Origin of the sequence: Natronorubrum daqingense (assembly GCF_001971705.1) — an archaeon.
In the GTDB taxonomy this organism is placed as follows: Archaea; Halobacteriota; Halobacteria; order Halobacteriales; family Natrialbaceae; genus Natronorubrum; species Natronorubrum daqingense.
On the sequence record NZ_CP019327.1, the window covers coordinates 1,719,299 to 1,734,189 of the forward strand.

General features: G+C 61.9%; 18 protein-coding genes. 7 read left to right on the plus strand and 11 right to left on the minus strand.

The window, feature by feature from the left end; translation table 11 throughout:
* Positions 1-57 precede the first annotated feature (57 nt).
* The 3 genes from BB347_RS08415 to BB347_RS08425 all read right to left on the minus strand — a co-directional run bounded on the left by BB347_RS08415 (position 58) and on the right by BB347_RS08425 (position 1,979).
* Positions 58-1,350 carry an MFS transporter gene (locus BB347_RS08415; RefSeq protein ID WP_076580504.1) on the minus strand — a complete coding sequence of 431 codons (1,293 nt, stop codon included), beginning with the start codon at positions 1,348-1,350 and terminating at the stop codon, positions 58-60.
* A 173-nt stretch (positions 1,351-1,523) separates the two neighbouring features.
* A complete protein-coding gene (locus tag BB347_RS08420) occupies positions 1,524-1,790 on the minus strand; it encodes an elongation factor 1-beta (RefSeq protein WP_076580506.1) in 267 nt (88 codons plus the stop codon).
* 9 nt (positions 1,791-1,799) lie between these two features.
* A complete protein-coding gene (locus BB347_RS08425; protein WP_076580508.1) occupies positions 1,800-1,979 on the minus strand; it encodes an HVO_2753 family zinc finger protein in 180 nt (59 codons plus the stop codon).
* A 301-nt stretch (positions 1,980-2,280) separates the two neighbouring features.
* Here BB347_RS08425 and nreA point away from each other — a divergent pair, with 301 nt between their 5' ends.
* Together nreA and BB347_RS08435 are read left to right on the plus strand one after the other, a co-directional pair.
* On the plus strand, positions 2,281-3,582 hold the full coding sequence (gene nreA / locus BB347_RS08430; protein WP_076580510.1) for a DNA repair protein NreA: 1,302 nt from the start codon (positions 2,281-2,283) through the stop codon (positions 3,580-3,582).
* Between the two features lie 69 nt (positions 3,583-3,651).
* A complete protein-coding gene (locus BB347_RS08435; protein ID WP_076580512.1) occupies positions 3,652-3,861 on the plus strand; it encodes a hypothetical protein in 210 nt (69 codons plus the stop codon).
* Positions 3,862-3,908: 47 nt separating this feature from the next.
* Here the strand turns inward: BB347_RS08435 and BB347_RS08440 are convergent, their stop codons facing one another.
* The 4 genes from BB347_RS08440 to BB347_RS08455 form a co-directional block, all read right to left on the minus strand.
* Positions 3,909-5,024, minus strand: coding sequence for an AI-2E family transporter (locus tag BB347_RS08440; protein WP_076580514.1), 1,116 nt, complete (start codon positions 5,022-5,024; stop codon positions 3,909-3,911).
* Positions 5,025-5,177: 153 nt separating this feature from the next.
* On the minus strand, positions 5,178-5,642 hold the full coding sequence (locus BB347_RS08445; protein WP_076580516.1) for a DUF302 domain-containing protein: 465 nt from the start codon (positions 5,640-5,642) through the stop codon (positions 5,178-5,180).
* Between the two features lie 94 nt (positions 5,643-5,736).
* Entirely contained in the window at positions 5,737-6,435 is a 699-nt protein-coding gene (locus BB347_RS08450; protein ID WP_076580518.1) for a CPBP family glutamic-type intramembrane protease, read from the minus strand.
* 6 nt (positions 6,436-6,441) lie between these two features.
* The gene (locus tag BB347_RS08455; RefSeq protein WP_076580520.1) at positions 6,442-6,726 is read right to left on the minus strand and encodes a DUF5789 family protein; all 285 of its coding nucleotides are present in this window, start codon (positions 6,724-6,726) and stop codon (positions 6,442-6,444) included.
* Positions 6,727-6,891: 165 nt separating this feature from the next.
* Between BB347_RS08455 and BB347_RS08460 the strand changes: the two genes are divergently transcribed.
* The gene (locus BB347_RS08460) at positions 6,892-7,872 is read left to right on the plus strand and encodes a DUF7139 domain-containing protein (protein ID WP_076580522.1); all 981 of its coding nucleotides are present in this window, start codon (positions 6,892-6,894) and stop codon (positions 7,870-7,872) included.
* 128 nt (positions 7,873-8,000) lie between these two features.
* Positions 8,001-8,936: a M48 family metallopeptidase gene (locus tag BB347_RS08465; protein ID WP_076581676.1), complete on the plus strand. Its 936-nt coding sequence runs from the start codon at positions 8,001-8,003 to the stop codon at positions 8,934-8,936.
* A 158-nt stretch (positions 8,937-9,094) separates the two neighbouring features.
* Here the strand turns inward: BB347_RS08465 and BB347_RS08470 are convergent, their stop codons facing one another.
* From BB347_RS08470 to BB347_RS08485, 3 genes are all read right to left on the minus strand, one after another.
* Complete coding sequence (locus BB347_RS08470; RefSeq protein WP_076580524.1) at positions 9,095-9,580, minus strand: metal-dependent hydrolase; 486 nt, start codon at positions 9,578-9,580, stop codon at positions 9,095-9,097.
* 47 nt (positions 9,581-9,627) lie between these two features.
* Complete coding sequence (locus tag BB347_RS08480; protein ID WP_083687730.1) at positions 9,628-10,311, minus strand: hypothetical protein; 684 nt, start codon at positions 10,309-10,311, stop codon at positions 9,628-9,630.
* Positions 10,312-10,469: 158 nt separating this feature from the next.
* Positions 10,470-11,006, minus strand: a complete 537-nt coding sequence (locus BB347_RS08485; RefSeq protein ID WP_076580526.1) for a CinA family protein — start codon at positions 11,004-11,006, stop codon at positions 10,470-10,472.
* 128 nt (positions 11,007-11,134) lie between these two features.
* Here BB347_RS08485 and BB347_RS08490 point away from each other — a divergent pair, with 128 nt between their 5' ends.
* From BB347_RS08490 to BB347_RS08500, 3 genes are all read left to right on the plus strand, one after another.
* The gene (locus BB347_RS08490) at positions 11,135-12,235 is read left to right on the plus strand and encodes a pyridoxal phosphate-dependent aminotransferase (protein WP_076580528.1); all 1,101 of its coding nucleotides are present in this window, start codon (positions 11,135-11,137) and stop codon (positions 12,233-12,235) included.
* 103 nt (positions 12,236-12,338) lie between these two features.
* On the plus strand, positions 12,339-12,977 hold the full coding sequence (locus BB347_RS08495) for a hypothetical protein (RefSeq protein WP_338141499.1): 639 nt from the start codon (positions 12,339-12,341) through the stop codon (positions 12,975-12,977).
* 164 nt (positions 12,978-13,141) lie between these two features.
* Positions 13,142-14,362 carry an ArsA family ATPase gene (locus BB347_RS08500; RefSeq protein ID WP_076580529.1) on the plus strand — a complete coding sequence of 407 codons (1,221 nt, stop codon included), beginning with the start codon at positions 13,142-13,144 and terminating at the stop codon, positions 14,360-14,362.
* 54 nt (positions 14,363-14,416) lie between these two features.
* Here the strand turns inward: BB347_RS08500 and BB347_RS08505 are convergent, their stop codons facing one another.
* Positions 14,417-14,878 carry a universal stress protein gene (locus tag BB347_RS08505; protein WP_076580530.1) on the minus strand — a complete coding sequence of 154 codons (462 nt, stop codon included), beginning with the start codon at positions 14,876-14,878 and terminating at the stop codon, positions 14,417-14,419.
* Positions 14,879-14,891 lie beyond the last annotated feature (13 nt).

Sequence of the window (14,891 nt, forward strand, 5' to 3'; positions counted from 1 at the left end):
TCGAGGACAGCGTCTCGAGCCGGAACCGGTCTCAAAAACGTTGCTCCCCCGAATCTCTCACCTCGCGCCGTAGCCGTTTCGACGGTCGCGCACGAGCAACCAGAGCGAACACAGAAACGCCACTGCGACGGCACAGGTGAGGATACCGAACGCCATTCGATACCCGAATTCGGAGTACGCAACAGTTCCCTCGACGGTTTCGTCCATCTGGTACGCATCGAGTGCGACGCCCATGATGGCCGGGAGGACCGTCGCGCCGACGAACCCCGCGGTGTTGACCGTGGCCGTCGCAACGCCGCTGGCACCGGACGGGTACCGATCCTTGATGACCGACAGCGAGAGCATGGCAGCCCCGAAGAGGAATCCACAGGTGAGATACGAGAATGCGATGACGGCGATCGGGGGTGCTCCAAAAATCGGGATCGTGCTGAACGCGACCGTCAGTAACCCGGTTCCGACGGTCATCGGCAAGAGTCGTTGCCCGCGAGCATCCGAGATCCAGCCGATTGCCGGCGGGCCGACGAGCAACCCGACCGAACCGAGGAGCGTGAAGTACGACGCCGTCGTCACGTCGAGTTCGTACACGACGACGAGATACGGAATGCCCCACAGTCCGACCAACGTCAGCACCGCCCCGTTTCCGGCGAAGAAGATGGTGGACAAGAGCCACTGGTCTACGTCACCGGCAAGCGTCCGCAGGTGGCCTTTCGTCTGATCGAACGTCACCGTCGGCTGCTCCGGGACGCCCGAGATCGGCTCGAGTCCGGCGTCACTCGGCGATTGACGAACCAGGACGTAGACCGACGTTGCGGCGATAAATCCGACGAGTGCGAGGCCGAAGATAGTTTCGCGCCAGCCGAAAATATCCACGGAGACGGCGAGGGGCGTCGTCGAGAGAATCGCCCCGAGTCCGGCGACGCTTCCCGTGAGCCCGGTCATCGTGGCGAACTCGTCGGCACGATACCAGTTCGCACAGAATCGGAGTATCGAGACGAAGATGACGCCACTCCCCAGGCCGATGAGCCCGCGGGCGGCGAACGCGCCCAGGTACCCGTCACTGAGGGCGAAGCCGACCGCACCGATACTGAGTGTGAGCCCCCCGATGGAACCGACGTAACGGGGTCCGACTCGATCGGCGAGTATCCCGGTCGGAATCTGTATCGCGGCGTAAATGAGGAAAAACGAGGCGTGTAACGTACCCAGTTGGGCGGCCGTCGTCTCGAAACCGCTGGTCAACTCCTCTGAGAGGACGGCCGTCGACAACCGGTGTAAGTTGACAAGTAAGAAGACTACTACGAGCGCTCCCCAGGCCAGCCACCGTCGTTTTCTCGGGTCCGACAGAACGTTCACGCGTGTGCCGTTTCTCGAGGGAGATGGTAAGATTTGCGAGATGAGAACGAGTGACATCGGACGTGAGAGGGCTGTCACTCAGGTTGGCGAGGCGGAGTGTTCCGCTCGTGATCAACAGCGAGCGCAGTGGCTCACCGGGGAATGAACGGGAGGAGAATCAGCCGTCGTTCGCGTTAGATGCGACCGACGTTGGCGACGTCGACACTTTCGACGCCGTCGACGTCTGCAAAGTTCTCTTCGACGGTTTCCGTTCCACCCGAGCCGTCGGGAACGATGACGGTTGGGTAGAGTGCAATCAGGCCGAACGCGACGTCTTCGCGCTCGACACCGTTGATTTTCGCACCCTCAGGGAGGGCGCTCTCGAGGCGCTCCTGGAGGGCGTCCAGGTCGATTTCTGGGCTGTCCGGCATGACCTTGATTTTGGCAGCTACTTTCCCCATTGGAACACCTTATGGTCCGGTAAATCCGCAGTCGGGACACTCATAGAGGTTGCTCTGCTTTCGGCATTTTGCACAGCGGAAAATCTGTACCCCACAGTCCGGACACTTGAAGGCAGCAGCGTTCGTGCCCGAGATGTTGATCCCACAGGAGACGCAGGATCGTGCTCGCGTTTCGTCCGTCGTACTCATACCCCTTCCTTTCCGCCCACCGGTTTTAACGGTTTCTTTTGAGGAGTCCCGTGATCACCTCGAGACCGCCGCGTGGTCGGACGCCAGTGTGTGATAGCCAGACACACGTCGTGCGTCTGCCAGCCTTCCGAGGGGTCCCGGTAGTGTTTTCTCGTTCAGAGAACGCGCTTCAAGTTACTTTACACACGGGTCGAAACGAGTGAGTGAGGTTCGGTTGGTGAACGCCAAACCGGACCTCTGCCTCTGACATTCTGCCGGCAACATGCAACATTCAAAGCGGTTGGGCACCTACCGAAAGTGAATGCGCCTCGACGACTACATCGAGGACTTAGAGCCCGACGAAGAAGCCAAGCGACGCCGACTCGCGAAAGAGAAGTCCTACGCGATTACGGACCACCTCGAGGAGTTCGAGCAGCGCTTCGATCAGTCGCTGAGCGGCGACTCTCTCGTCGGTTCGACGGCACCGTCCATCTTCGTCGGTCGGTCGAATTATCCCGATATTCCCGTCGGCTTACTCTCCCCCGTCGGCGACGAGGACGCTGCCGAAGAGTACGTCACCGACGGTAACTGGTACCAGGAGGGCTATGGAATCACGGACGTTCTCCAGCGCCGGACCAACCTGTTGAACTCGAACAAGCGCGCGAACGTCGACTCGCCGAGTATCGCGAGCCGACTCGCACCCTCGGTTCACGACACGTGGGACGGCTTCGTCGGCGTTCAACGCGAGGTCGCCATCGCCGGGCGCCCCGTCGACCTCGAGATCGGACTCGACGGCACGCCCGACCTCGGCCTCGACGCCGGAACGGACGTCGCCACGCCGCGTGGGCCGCGCGCTACCGCACAGAACGCGGAGTTGCGCGAGAACCCCTACGTCCCAAAACAGGTCAAGAAGACCTTAGAGGACGACGACTGGCAGGCACAGGGGGCGATGACCTACCTCTATCGTCGCGGCTTCGACGTCTACGACATCAACTCGATCCTCTCGGCGGGTGCCCTCGGCGAGGCGAAACAGCGCCGTCTCGTGCCGACGCGGTGGTCGATTACGGCCGTCGACGACACCGTCGGCCAGTACCTTCGCGGGCGGATCAAGAGCGAACCGAGCATCGACGAGGTGCAGGTCTGGGCGAACGAGTACATGGGTAATCGGTACTGGATCGTCATGGCCCCCGGTAACTGGGAGTTCGAACTCGTCGAGATGAAAGCGCCGGGCAGCATCTGGAACCCCAATCCGAACGACGACATCTGGCTTCAGAGCGCGAGCGAGGGTTACGACGGGCGGACGAGTTACGTCGAGGAAACTGCCGGCGCGTACTACGCCGCACGCCTCGCCGTCTTGGAGCACCTCGAGTCGATCGGTCGACAGGCCAAGTGCCTGGTCCTCCGGGAGGTCTCCGACGACTACTGGGCCCCCGTCGGCGTCTGGCAGGTTCGAGAAAGCGTGCGCAACGCGTTCGACGGAGCCTACGGCGAAGCCGAAACCTTCCACGACGCAATCGGGGAAATTTCGACCCAGCTTCCCGTCTCTCACGCCAGACTCAGACGAAAATCGGAGCTCGCTGCCGGTCTCCAGGCGAACCTCAGCGCCTTCTCGAGCGGTGAGTGACGGCTCCAGCAGGCGTGGCTACCGGCGAGAACCCGAGCGTTCAAACCGATCGAGTCCCTCCAGTCGGCTATGGCGCTCGCAGTTCTCAGCTCCGAAGCACTCTCCCTCGTTTCGATGCTCGTGTTGCTCGTGGGTGTCCCGCTGTTCGTCGTCGCCGTTATCGCCGTCGCCTCCGGCTACATTCGCTTCGACGCCGAGCGTCACCTCGAGGAACTCGAGGAAGGTGAGGGCGGCGAGTCGTTCGAAACGGCCGACGCTGAACGTGACGACAATTTTTGAACGCCGACGTCTCGAGAGGCCGAAAATCACGGAAGAAATTGGAGTGTTCAGTCAGCGCCGTCCGAATCGGCGACGCCTCGTTCGACACCCGCTGGCGGTTTCGGTGGGGCGCTCGGTTCGCTATCGGTCGATGAGGCTCGGGCCTCGCCCTCGAGGGACATTCGATTGAAGACGTTCAACCCGGCTTTGAAGACCGCGAGCAAGACGGGACCGAGGAACAGCCCCATGATACCGAGGAGGTAGATCCCCCCGATGACACCGACGATGACGACCGCCGGGTGGAGGCCCGACCCGCGGTCGACGAAAATCGCACGCAGATAGTTGTCGACCAGCGAGAGGACGGTGATTCCGTAGAGCAAGAGCAACACGGCTGGAAGTGGTCCGCTCGTCATCGCGAGGTAGCCGACGGCGGGTGCCCAGACGAGCCAGACGCCGACGGCGGGGAGGAAGGCGACCACGATCATGATCACGGTCCAGAAGGCGACGTTCGGCACGCCGAGTAAGTAGAGCCCAAGTCCACCGAGGACACCCTCGACGAGTGCGACCAGCACGTGGCTGTAAATGACGGCCCACGTCACGGTGCTAACCTCGTCGAACAGTTCTTCGCGTACGGACGGATCGATCGGGGCGACGTCGGAGAGCCACGCGACGAGTCTGTCGCCGTCGACGAGCAGATAGTACAGGAGAAAGACGAAGACGATCAGTCCGAGTCCCATTTCGATGCTCGCGTTCAGCAAGCCGATGACCTCGAGCAGGACGAACTCGACGGCCTGGGAGAGCGACGCTTCGACTTCGGTCAAGACGGCGGTTTCGATCGCCTCGAGTTGACCGTCTTCGACGCCGAGGTCGTCGACGAGGAAGGCGAAGACGGATTCGATCGCCTGTTCTTCGTCGAAACCGTCCAAAAACGAGAGTACGGTGTCGAGGACGATAATGGAGATAATGAGTAGCGGGACGACGGCGGCGACGATCGCGAAGGCCGTCAGTGTGAGTGCTGCGGGTCGTGGCCCGATTCGCTCCGCTAACCGTTCGTAGGCCGGATGGAGAACGAAAGCGAGCAGCGCAGCGGCGAGCACGTACTGGAGGAGCGGCGCGATCATCAACGTCGCGATTGCCCCGAGAACGACGAGGAGGAGGGCGAAGAACGCAGTTCGAACGTCCATACCGGACAGTGGCCCCAACAGTACATAAATGTAGATAGTATAAATTTCTGATTTGTTCGGGGGAATCGATAGCCCATTGTGATACGTGGCCGAATCACCGCAAGTGCTGGGAGTGCGCCAATGTCGAAAGGGAAAAACAGGTCGCGGCGCGTCTCAGTCTGAAACTGTCGTTTCGACCGCGTCGAAGCGCTCGAACGCCTCTTCAGTGAGTTCCCCCGTTTGATCGAGGATGTCGTCCCACGCGTCGTTCTCCGGTGCCGTGCCGAGCAGTTGGGCGATCTTCATGATCGAGACGTGGTAGACGCGTTGACGCCCCGGTTCTTCCTCCCAGACGATCACGTTACAGGGGAAGAGACCGCCGATTTTCATCGTCTCGTCGAGTGCTTGATTCGCAATCTCGGGGTTGCAGGCACCGAGGACGTAGTACGGGTCGCGGTCGGCGTCGACTTTCTCGTTGAGCAGTTCCGAGGGCGAGAATTCGACGGGAATGCCGAATCCGACGTTCTCACAGACCTCGCGAACGTGTTCGATCGCCTCCTCGTGGTCCATCTCGAGGACGGCCTGTTTCTCGCCGAAGTCGTCCGGATCGATCGCTGCCGGGTCGATTGGAAGGCTCATACGACTCTCATCACCGCGGACGTACTAAAGCCCCAGCGTCATCGGTTCGACACCTCCGATCGCCGGCAGGGTAACTCGTCGGAGGGTGCGTCCGTCAGAGTGGAATTGGGAGCCACTCGAGGTACACCAAGACACCAGTCGGATCGAACAACGGGTCGTGGACGACGAGCCAATCGAGGAGGACCAGTCCGGCACCGTGGGCGATCACGGAGGGGAGAATCGAGTTCGATTGGTAGTCGACGGCTCCAAAGAGGATGTCCGTCGGGCCCGACAGGAGGAACTCGATCGGCGGCTTCCCCGCGTGGTGGATCATGTAGACGACGGGGCTGATGAGCACTGCTTTGAATCCGATCTCTTTGACGCCGACGCAGAGCAGGCCCCGATAGTACGTTTCGGCCGCCAGCGCGAGGATGAACAGCTGAACCGCGTGAGGGATAAACTCGCTCAGCGCGCTCGAGGTGTGCCACATCGGGTAGAATTCCCTGATCGTCGGTAGCGTCGAGCCGACGAGGTAGAAGGGCAAGACGAACAGCGAGAGCAAGACGGCGTTTCGAATCGCGACTCGATTGATGTTCCAGCCGATGTGCCTGCCGTGGGTGAGGCCGAGCGCGAGTGGCCCGCCGATCAGGATGGCTGCATCGACCCAGACCCGTCGCTCGAGTTCACTGGGGACGAACTCCATCCAGAGAATCGTCAGGAGTGCGCCGGCCAACAGCGACTTCTGGACCCACGAAAGGCGATCGAACTGCTCGCGAAGCCAGCGACCACCGTGACGAGCACCCTCGGTCGCCACGGTTCGTTACTCGTCCGCCGTGGGGACGGGCCCGGTGTCGATAACGGACCGGACGTGCGCTTCGAACTCCTGTCGACGCTCGAAGTACGTCTCGTCGACGGCCTCGATGACACTCGAGAGCTCTCGCGGACCGTCACCCGTCCGAATCGTGCGCTCGCCCTCGAGGCGGTCGATCTCGCTCGCTTCGATGGGCCAGGTCAGACGGGACGTCACGCGGGCGAGGGGTGCACCCTCGACGGGCGTGTGCGTTCCGAGCGTCACGGCCGGCTCTTCGTCGTCCTCGTCGCTCATAGCAGGGCGTTTGCGAGCCCATCGATTCAAGCTTTCGCTTCTCGAGGGCGTCTCCGAACCGCGTGAGCTACCGTGAGCTATCGTGAGAAGCGAGTGTGGAAACCTTTCTCTTTCCAGAAATGTGTCTGACGTATCGTTTTGTGGTGGGAGGCCCAAGCGCTGTGCATGACAAGCCTGACGGAGGCCTACGACGGGAGTACGGGGGAGATAGCGAGCCCCCAGCGCCTCTACACGGGAACGGCACTCGTTCTGTGTGGCGCGGTTTTGGCGGTCGTCGCCGTCCTCATGGCGACGACCGACCTCTTCAGTGGTGTCGCAGCCTCGTTCTCCCAGGGTATCGACGCACACTACGCGTCCATTCGCGTCGCCGGCGTGCTGGCCGGACTCGGCGTGCCAATCGCACTCGTCGGCGTCTTCCTCGTGTTGCCGGCAGATCGGCGCATTCAGGCTGCCGCCGCGATCAGCGTGAGCCTGTGTGTGCTGGGCGTGATCCTGTTCTGGAGCGCGTATCCCCACGACTGGCGAGCCCACGGTGCCGATCACACGCTCCCGGTCTCCGCGGTGTACTTGCTCGGCCTGTTCATCGCACTCTGGAGCCTGTTCACGGCCGTCGTCAACTTCAAGGTCCGGAACGACCCCGGCGGCGCACTCGAGATGAACGTCACCCGGCACAACCAGACCGTCCTCGAGGTCTCCGAATCGGAGGAGTCGGGCAGCCTCGGTGGCGTCGGCTTCCTCGGTGGCACCCCGGACGGTGAGGTCGAAACGCAGACGAACGACGCCGATTCCTCGAGCGGTAAGAACTCGAGTACCGCTGCTCGATCCGCAGGATCGACGTCTCGGTCGCTGTCACGGGAGCGATCCACCGCGTCGAGCCGAGGCCGGAGAGCGACCCCCGGAACGCCGACGAGCGACGGCGGGACGGCCGCGTCGGATCTCTCCTCACCGCTCGAGGAGGATGGACGCGACGCGGAAATCGTCGATTCGCCCGATCCGGAACCGTCGAAGCCGACGGATCGCTACTGTGGCAACTGCACGCACTTCGAGTACGTTCGATCGTCGAACGGAATGGTCCCCTACTGTGGGTACCACGACGGTGCCATGGACGACATGGACGCCTGCGAGGAGTGGACGGCGAATCGCTGAGGAACGTCCACGTTGGATACTTTGGGTCTAGTTGGGAGTTTACGAATAGCGAAGACTTCAATATACTCGTCACCTTGAGTTTACAACACACTGGTATGTCTTCGCCGGCCACACGCCTTTATGTTCAAATGGTGGCAGCTGCTGGAGCACTTACTCTCGTTACGATAGGTTTTCTGATCGGCCTCTGGCTTGTGTTCTACGGAATCTTCACGTTCTTCGAAATTGGCTACGCTACTCACCTCGCAACGCTTATCACGGCGATGTGTCTCGCGACGATAGTCTACCTCGAATATACGCACCTCGATAGGGTTGAACAACTCATAGATGCGGAGCCAGTTACTCGAGGAGATACGCCGGACCTCTCCCAGACGACTTCAAAGGTTGCGGCCCAGCTCGATGTTCCCGTTCCAGAACTATATCTCTCTGACCGTGAGGTACCCGAGGCCTTCGTCATCGGCTTTCGACCACAACACATTCATCTCGTTATCTCTGAAGGGGCGCTCAACTCGCTCGACAACCGAGAGGAGTTAGAGGCGGTGATCGCACACGAACTCGCTCACGTGAAAAACATGGATGCGGTCGTGATGACGATCATTTCAGTTCCAGTCGTAGTCGCTGATGGACTTCGATCGCGGGTACTAGAGCTCAGTAAGGACGGTGGGGTACCTCTCATATTCACCGTTCCACTGGGTATTCTTTCGACTAGTGTCTGGATTATCGGGAACACGGCGATAGCGAGGTTCTCTCAGACCAGAGAGCGAGTAGCGGACCGGGCTGCCGCTGAGGTGACAGGATCACCTGCTGCGGTCGCAACTGCGCTTCAACGATTAGACCAAAAAATGACGACAGTACCTGATACGGACCTGCGGGACCGTTCTGCAATTTCATCACTCTCTATCTTGCCTTTGAGGCCGGAAGAACCGATTATGCTCGGCCCTGCAGAGGAGATCGAACCGTTTCACTGGAAAGTCGAAAAGAGACTCCACCGGTTGTTCAAAACGCATCCGCCAACAGCGGAGCGTATTGAGGCCTTGGCGATGATCGCGCAGAATAAACGACAGTAATCGGGGAGAATCGCCCTCCGTGAGAGGGTACTCAGCGGTTGGGTAGTACGCCCGCCTATCTGCTGTTCTAGCGATGTGGGGGTTCGAATAATAGCGTTTTTCAACAGGACACTCAGGCGGTGAGGTCCATCTGTAGAGAGCGCGTGTCCCACACGGAGTTACAGCCCGAACGCTTGCTGGCCAAACTCGAGTCCGACTTGCGGAATCTGATAGATGACCAGCGCGATGAGGAACAACTCGAGAATGGTGACGCCGATCGTCGCGAGCGTCGCGTAGTTGCTGCTCACGGCGACGCCGATCGGGAGTCCGAACTCCCGCTTCCAGAGGGGGTAGAAGAGCGCGATGCCGCGTTTGCTCCCCGCAACGTCGAGGACGTAGTGGGTCGCGATGCCGATCCAGACGTACTCGAGGTTTCCGAAGTAAAACGGAAAGAGGAGAAACGCCGCGAGGATCGGCAGGTTGTGCAGCGTTTTGCGGTGTTTGCCAAACGCCGTGTCGACGTCGGGAAAGAGGGCACCGAGCGTGACCGGGACGCCGATCATGATGATCGTCCGAAACGTCTCGAGGTCGCCTGCCGGCTCGAGTAGGTAGCCAATTCCGAGACTCAGAAGAACCGCATTGAGAACGTGTCCCTTTTTGTTCATCTATTCATCACTGATCGATCGAGTGATGAATAGCTTTCTTTTGGACGTTATCGTTCGGTGAGTGCGAGCCCCGTGAAGAGCAAGACGGCACCGAACTCCGCGAGCTTGGTCGTGAGGGCGATTACGTCGTCGCGAAGGTGGTCGACGGTGACCTCGATCACGCCGCCGTCGTGGTCGTGGTCGTGGCTGTGGTCGTCGTCGCCACTGTGGTCGTGGTCGTCGCCGTGTCCGTGATCATCGTCACCGTTGTGTTCGTGGTCGTCTCCATTGTGTGAATGGTCGTCGTCACCGTTGTGGTCGTGGCTATGATCGTCGTCGCCGTGTGCGTGGTCGTCGCCGTTGTGATCGTGGCTGTGGTCGTCGTCACCGTTGTGATCGTGCCCGTCCCCGTTGTGGTCGTGATCGTGTTCGTGACCCAGACCGTACTCGTCGAGGTTCAACGCGGACTCAGTGTATCCTGCGGCGTGCCAGTCGGCGTAGCCGACGATGGGCAAGAACATGATGAACGCACCACTCGCGTACGCCTGTGCCTCTCGGAGCAATCCCTTCGAGTAGGTGTAGATCAGCAAGAAGACGATCAACGAGAATGCCACGAAGGCGAACGGCATAATCGAGAGGGACCCGCCGTTGACGGCCCAATCGAGGAGATCGAGAACGCCAAAGAGCAGATGAACGATCGCGGTGAACAGTGCGAGTCCACCGGCGAGAAAGACAGCGTGTTGTCGGTTCATAAGGGTACTAGCCGAACATGATCAGAAGCCGATTCTGGTTCGATAGTCGAAAGCCGATCCGCCGGTGGTGGTCGATCTGGCGATGCGGCGAGCGTACGCCTCCAGCCGTTCGCTATCGCCGGAGTTACTGACCGGGATCTCTCTCGAGTCGTCCCTACTCACGACTCGGTCGATTCGCGCAGTGGCTGGCCGTCGATTGCCGCGAGGAGGTCCTCGAACGCTTGATCGACCGTCCGTGCGCGCACGGTCGCTCGGTCGCCGTCGAAGACGTAGCGAGAGACCGACGAGAACGAGGTTTCGCTGCCCCAGGGACCGGCGTAGGAGACGGCGATGTAGACCGTCCCGACGGGATCTCGCTCGGTGCCCCCGGTCGGGCCGGCGATACCCGTCGTCGCCACACCCCACGTCGTGTCCGTGACGTCGCGAACGCCGCGTGCCATCTCGAGCGCGACGGGTTCGGAGACGGCCCCGTGTTCGTCGAGTGCTTCTCGAGAGACGCCGAGGTGGCGTCGTTTGGCGTCGTAGGCGTACGTCGTCAGCCCCGAATCGAAGTAATCGCTCGCGCCGGGGACGGCCGTGATCGCGGCCCCGATTAAGCCGCCCGTACAGGATTCGGCGACGGCGAGCGTCTGCTCGCGGTCCCGGAGCGTATCGGCAACTGCCATCGGTAGCTCACGGTCGATATCGTCGTTCATCGGGTCCACGTAGCAGCCGAGAATCCGTCAATGGATGGGTTCGGCAACACGTCGACAGGACACGCACACCGACTGGCGGGGGCGCACAGAACGAAACACACGTCGGTGTGGGCTCCCGTGTCTCTGCCATGGAGTACGAGACGCCGTTGTTCTTTCACGTGATGGAGTACGCGGACCGTGCGGATCGCGACGTCATCGACATGGTCAGTGGCAATCCCGACTGGGAGCCCCCCGAAGCGCTTCGCGACGGCCTTCGCGAGTACGCCGACCTCGAGCCGGATCGATTCGAGTACCCGCCGAGTGACGGCCTGCGCGAGCTGCGCGAGGAAATCGCCGCGCGACGCGGCGTCGACGCGGAGCAGGTGATCGTCACGAACGGGACGGGCGAGGCGAACTACCTCGCGATGGCCCGCGCGCTCGAGCGCGGGCGAGGTGACGAGATCATCCTGACCGATCCGGTCTACCCCTACTATCCGGGGAAGACGACGATGCTCGGCGGAACCCAGCGCTTCGTCGAGACCGACGAGGACGGCCAACTCGACCCAGCGGTCGTCCGCGAGGCGGCGAGCGAGGAGACCGGCGCGATCGTCGTCAACACGCCGAACAACCCGACCGGAGCGGTCTACCCCGAAGAGACGATGGAAGCGCTCGTCGACGTTGCGGAGGCAAACGACGCGATACTCGTCAGCGACGAGGTGTACGACCACTTCGACCTCTCGGGGACGTTCTCGAGTGCGTTACGCTACGAGTCGGATCACTGCATCGTCACGAACGGCTTCTCGAAGTCGATGGCGAGCACCGGGTTGCGCGTCGGCTACGCCGTCTTCCCGGAACATCTGATCGAGAACGCGCGAAGCCGCCACATGCTCGTCAACGTCGCGACGACCCGGCCGGGACAGTACGCGGCGCTCAGATCGCTTCGGGAGACCAATCCAGCGTATCACGAAGCGAACCGCGAGTTGCTTCGCGACCGCATCGCGGCGTTTACCGACGCGCTGGACGCGGCGGGTGCCGAGTACACAACCCCCGAGGGCTCGTTCTACGTCATGGCCAGATTCGAGGGATTCGACGGCAGCCTCGAGAACGTCGAGCGACTCATCGACGAAGCCGGCGTCGCCGGGATGCCCGGGGAAGCCTTCGGCGACTCTCGCGGCGACTGGTTCCGGTTCGCGCTCGTCACGCCACAGGTAACAGAAGCAGCGTCCCGGCTGGCGGCGTTTTTCGAGTAGCGAGACTGGCCGACACTTCTCTACGTGCCCGTGGTGTTCCCGGTTCGACGTCCCAGCACTCGCAGCGAAAGGCTGTCCCGTCACTTCGTAGAGAGTGCACGCAATGGCCACCGTGACCGTTCTACAGGTGAGCGGCGAGTCGGTTCTCGAGGCGACGCTCGTCTCGGTGGTCGCACTCGTTCACCTGCTTCCACGGCAGGTGCCGTTTTCAGTCGGCATCGATCGCTCCACGGTGCGCTCTGCTGCTGGCGGCGTCTCCCTCGCGTACGTCTTCGTCCACCTCTTCCCCGAACTGGAGGGCAGACGTCCAACACTCGAGGGCATCGGCGGGTTCGCCACGGCGACACAAGCGAGCTACACCGCGGTGTTCGCCGGACTCGCGCTCTTCTACGGCCTCGAGCGACTCGCGGCACTCTCTCGCTCTCACGAGTTCGAACGCGATCTAGGAACGATTACCGACGAACCCGTATTCTGGATCCACGTGGGCAGTTTCGCGGTGTACAACGCGTTCATCGGCTACGTGCTGGTTCGCGGCGAAACCGGGGCGGAGAGCGATGTGCTGTTCGCAATCGCCATGGCGTTGCACCTGTTCGGAAACGACGAGGCGATGATGACCCACCATCGCGAGTCCTACGTGCGATACGGTCGCTGGATACTCGCGACAGCCGTTCTGGTGGGCGCGCTCGTCGGCGCCGTCGAGAGGCTATCGGAGGAGACGGTGACGTCCTCCTGGCGCTGTTGACCGGCGGGATCGTGTCCAACGCGATCAAGGACGAACTCCCGCGAACGAGTGCGAGTCGATTCTGGGCGTTCGCGCTCGGTACCGGCGGGTATACGGCGATACTGTTTGTCGTGTAGTCACTCGAGACCGACGGGTACTCGTGTGATGGCACAGAACCGGTCCGTATGAGTGGAATCGACGTCGATCCGGTCGAGGACGCGGATTCGGACGCGTTAGACGGCGACGAGGACGAGCACACGATCGAAGTGACGCCGACCGACTCCGTCTCGGAGGACGGCCGCGAAACGATCGACGTGGAGCCTGCCGACGGGTCGATCGACGGCCCCGACTACATCCTCTACGGCGGCAAGGGCGGCGTCGGCAAGACGACGATGGCTGCGGCGACCGCGCTCGATAGCGCCCGCGCCGGAACGAGCACGCTCGTCGTCTCGACTGATCCAGCGCACTCGCTCTCCGATACGTTCGAGACTGACGTTCCAACCGAGCCGGCCCGACTCCGAGAGGACATCCCGCTCTACGCCGCCGAGATCGACCCGGAGGCCGCGATGGAACGCGGACAGGCCGCATTTCTCGGGGGAAGCGCCGCTGACGGATCCGACGGGAAAGGCGGATTTGACAACGCGTCCGACGGGTCGGGACTTGGCGAAGGCGCCGCAGGCGGCCCGATGGGTGACCTCGGTGGTCTGGGCGGAATGCTCGGCGGTGAGTCCCCGATGGAGGCCCTTTTCGGCGGCGAGATGCCCGGTGCCGACGAAGCTGCCGCGATGCAACTCCTCCTCGAGTACATCGACGATCCGCGATTCGAGCGCGTCGTGGTCGACACGGCACCGACGGGACACACACTCAGACTCCTCAAGTTACCCGAGTTGATGGATACGATGATGGGGCGCATCCTCAAATTTCGTCAGCGAATAAGCGGGATGCTCGAGGGGATGAAAGGCATGTTCGGCGGACAGGAACAACCAGAAGAAGACGACCTCGAGGATCTGAACGAGCTTCGCGACAGAATCGAACGCCTTCGAGGGCTCCTTCGTGATCCCGCTCGGACGGACTTTCGCATCGTCATGGTCCCCGAGGAGATGAGCGTCCTCGAGTCCAAGCGCCTGCGCTCACAACTCGAGGAGTTCGAGATTCCGGTCGGAACGGTCGTCGTCAATCGCGTGATGGAGCCACTCTCAGACGTAACCGACGACGTCGAGGGGGAGTTCCTGCAGCCGAATTTAGCGGAGTGTCAGTTCTGCCAGCGACGCTGGGACGTCCAACAGGACGCGCTCGCTGAAGCACAGGATCTCTTTCGCGGCCCCGACGTGAGGCGCGTGCCGCTTTTCGCGAAAGAAGTCCGAGGCGAAGCGATGCTCGGGGTCGTCGCCGCCTGTTTGCGCTGAGTGTTGTGGACACCCTCCGTCGGCGGCCGTTGGGGGGCAGCCGCCACTCGTTTCTCACTCGGAAGCGGCTGGAACGACCGTGACGGGTCGATCGCTCTCGAGGATCACGGCCTGGACGACGCTCCCGAAGAGGACCTTGCCGACCGGGGAGTGCTTGCCGACGCCGAGGACGATCACGTCGCTGCCGAGGTCTTCGGCTCGCTCGAGGATCGTCTCGGCGGGGTCACCGCTCTCCTCGTAGAGCGTACACTCGACGTCGCTCGCCTCGAGAACGTCGACTGCGGCCGCGACCGACTTGGGAAGTCGATCTGCCTCGCCGACCTGTTCGGCCATCTCCTCGGCGTAGGTTTCAGAGAAGCCGCCCGCGGCCCACTCGGCGTCGGGGGCGGAGACGTCGTCGTGGACGTGACAGATATCGACGGCGAAGTCGCTCGATCCCGGCTGATCGAGAATCGATTCTGCCTGCGTGCGCGCTCGAGCCTCGTTCTCGTCGATCGGGAGTAGAACGCGGTACATAGTCGAGGCTTCG